2 tRNA genes and 2 rRNA genes are annotated in these 3,521 nt (G+C 49.6%); all 4 read right to left on the bottom strand.

What is annotated here, in order from left to right:
• Window position 1: 1 nt before the first annotated feature.
• A 5S ribosomal RNA gene (gene rrf / locus FC46_RS09580) occupies window positions 2-118 on the bottom strand.
• A gap of 75 nt (window positions 119-193) precedes the next feature.
• Window positions 194-3,095, bottom strand: a 23S ribosomal RNA gene (locus FC46_RS09575).
• 114 nt (window positions 3,096-3,209) lie between these two features.
• Window positions 3,210-3,282 (bottom strand) — tRNA-Ala (locus tag FC46_RS09570).
• Window positions 3,283-3,350: 68 nt separating this feature from the next.
• A tRNA-Ile gene (locus tag FC46_RS09565) sits at window positions 3,351-3,425 on the bottom strand.
• Window positions 3,426-3,521 lie beyond the last annotated feature (96 nt).

Genomic DNA, 3,521 nt, shown 5'->3' with positions numbered 1-3,521 from the left:
AGCACGGCAGCTGCCTACCCTCGCAGGCAGTCTCCCACCAACTACTCTCGGCGTTAAGAAGCTTAACTTCTGTGTTCGGCATGGGAACAGGTGTATCCTTCTTGCTATCGCCACCGTACTCTTCTTGAGCTTTTACACTCAAAACTAAATATAATCCCTTCGAAAAAACCTTCATCTCTCTTCTTGCTTCGCTTTGGTCAAGTCCTCGACTGATTAGTACTGGTCCGCTCCATTCTTCACAGAACTTCCACTCCCAGCCTATCTACCTCATCGTCTCTGAGGTGTCTTACTGCTTTATGCAAAGGAAATCTCATCTTGAGGGGGGCTTCGCACTTAGATGCTTTCAGCGCTTATCCCTTCCGCACATAGCTACCCAGCGATGCCTTTGGCAAGACAACTGGTACACCAGCGGTGCGTCCATCCCGGTCCTCTCGTACTAAGGACAGCTCCTCTCAAATTTCCTACGCCCACGACGGATAGGGACCGAACTGTCTCACGACGTTCTGAACCCAGCTCGCGTGCCGCTTTAATGGGCGAACAGCCCAACCCTTGGGACCGACTTCAGCCCCAGGATGCGACGAGCCGACATCGAGGTGCCAAACCTCCCCGTCGATGTGAACTCTTGGGGGAGATAAGCCTGTTATCCCCAGGGTAGCTTTTATCCGTTGAGTGATGGCCCTTCCATGCGGTACCACCAGATCACTAAGCCCGACTTTCGTCCCTGCTCGAGTTGTCTCTCTCGCAGTCAAGCTCCCTTATACCTTTACACTCTGCGAATGATTTCCAACCATTCTGAGGGAACCTTTGGGCGCCTCCGTTACACTTTAGGAGGCGACCGCCCCAGTCAAACTGCCTGCCTGACACTGTCCCTGACGTGGCTGACACGCCGAGGTTAGAGCATCCATCAAACAAGGGTAGTATCCCAACATTGCCTCCAGTAAAACTAGCGTCCTACCTTCTTAGGCTCCTACCTATCCTGTACATGTTTAACAGATACTCAATATCAAGCTACAGTGAAGCTCCATGGGGTCTTTCCGTCCTGTCGCGGGTAACCCGCATCTTCACGGGTATTATAATTTCACCGAGTCTCTCGTTGAGACAGTGCCCAAATCATTACACCTTTCGTGCAGGTCGGAACTTACCCGACAAGGAATTTCGCTACCTTAGGACCGTTATAGTTACGGCCGCCGTTTACTGGGGCTTCAATTCATACCTTCGCTTACGCTAAGCATTCCTCTTAACCTTCCAGCACCGGGCAGGTGTCAGCACCTATACGTCGTCTTACGACTTTGCAGATACCTGTGTTTTTGATAAACAGTTGTTTGGGCCTATTCACTGCGGCTGATGTTTCCACCAGCACCCCTTCTCCCGAAGTTACGGGGTCATTTTGCCGAGTTCCTTAACGAGAGTTCTCTCGCTCACCTTAGTGTTCTCCACTTGACTACCTGTGTCGGTTTGCGGTACGGGTACGTTGTCTCTGGCTAGAAGCTTTTCTTGGCAGTGTGACATCAGCACCTTCGCTACTTTGCTTCGCTCCTATTCGCGCCTTGTACTTTTAAAAGCAAGCATTTGACTCACTTTAATACTTGACGCTTAAACATGGCTTCCAGCGCCATGCGTGCTTAGCCTCCTGCGTCCCTCCTTCGCTCATATCGATTCAACGCAGTACAGGAATCTCTACCTGTTATCCATCGACTACGCCTCTCGGCCTTGCCTTAGGTCCCGACTTACCCTGGGCGGACGAGCCTGCCCCAGGAAACCTTAGTCTTCCGGCGGATAGGATTCTCACCTATCTTTCGCTACTCATACCGGCATTCTCACTTCTAAGCGCTCCAATTATCCTCTCGGTTAACCTTCTCCGCTCTTAGAACGCTCTCCTACCACGTGCTCTTTAAAACACATCCACAGTTTCGGTACTATGCTTAGCCCCGGTAAATTTTCGGCGCAGCGCCACTCGACTAGTGAGCTATTACGCACTCTTTGAATGATGGCTGCTTCTGAGCCAACGTCCTAGTTGTCTACGCAACTCCACATCCTTTTCCACTTAGCATAGATTTGGGGACCTTAACTGGTGATCTGGGCTGTTTCCCTTTCGACTACGGATCTTATCACTCGCAGTCTGACTCCCGTGTATAGATATATGGAATTCGCAGTTTATCTGGATTCAGTAACCCCTGACGGGCCCCTAGTCCAAACAGAGCTCTACCTCCATTATCCTCTCCACGAGGCTAGCCCTAAAGCTATTTCGGAGAGAACCAGCTATCTCCAAGTTCGTTTGGAATTTCACCGCTACCCACAACTCATCCCCGCAATTTTTAACTTACGTGGGTTCGGTCCTCCAGTGCGTTTTACCGCACCTTCAACCTGGTCATGGGTAGGTCACTTGGTTTCGGGTCTACGTCAAACAACTTTTCGCCCTATTAAGACTCGCTTTCGCTGCGGCTCCGTCTTTTCTCACTTAACCTCGCTATTTAACGTAACTCGCCGGTTCATTCTACAAAAGGCACGCCATTACACTTTAATGTGCTTTGACTACTTGTAGGCACACGGTTTCAGGTTCTCTTTCACTCCCCTTCCGGGGTTCTTTTCACCTTTCCCTCACGGTACTGGTTCACTATCGGTCACTAGTTAGTATTTAGCCTTACGAGATGGTCCTCGCTGTTTCAACCGGGATTCCTCGTGTCCCGGCCTACTCAGGATCCTGCTAGGCGTTATTCGGATTTCGCTTACGGGGCTCTCACCCTCTCTGGCTTACCTTCCCAGATAATTCAACTATCCTCTTAACTGCCACGTCGCAGTCCTACAACCCCCAATGATAAATCATTAGGTTTGGGCTCTTTCCTCTTCGCTCGCCGCTACTACGGAAATCGATTTTTCTTTTTCTTCCTGCAGCTACTTAGATGTTTCAGTTCACTGCGTCTTCCTTTTATTACCTTAACAGCAATAAATGATGCATCTCCTGCACCGGGTTCCCCCATTCGGATACCTCCGGATCTTAGTTTACTTACAACTCCCCGAAGCTTTTCGTAGTTTGTCACGTCCTTCATCGGCTTCTAGTGCCCAGGCATTCACCGTGCGCCCTTTTCTACTTGACCTTACTCAAGATCTCTCTTCTCGGTCGCTCTACAATCTGTTCAATGATTGTCTCGGTTTTTTCTTGGATTATATTCAGTTTTCAATGTACTAACTCATCGGACCTCTCGGTCCAATGGAGGCTAACGGGTTCGAACCGATGACCTCCTGCGTGCAAAGCAGGTGCTCTCCCAACTGAGCTAAGCCCCCAATTTTATTTACTTTTTTCGCCCTCTCAGGCTCCACATAACTCTATCTCTTTTTTAAAGCTATGTCAATGGGCCTAAATGGACTTGAACCATCGACCTCACGCTTATCAGGCGTGCGCTCTAAACCAGCTGAGCTATAGGCCCGACTTTACGCTTGGCGTATTCCTTCGTTTTGAGATAGTACCCTCAAAACTAAACAAAGTTTCTTCAGTGTGCTTCCGTACTCCGCTGACTTCTTCT

It is taken from the genome of Lactobacillus kalixensis DSM 16043, from assembly GCF_001434335.1.
Lineage (GTDB): Bacteria > Bacillota > Bacilli > Lactobacillales > Lactobacillaceae > Lactobacillus > Lactobacillus kalixensis.
The sequence above is the reverse complement of the archived record's forward strand: the minus strand, read 5'-3'. Positions and strand labels throughout refer to the sequence as shown.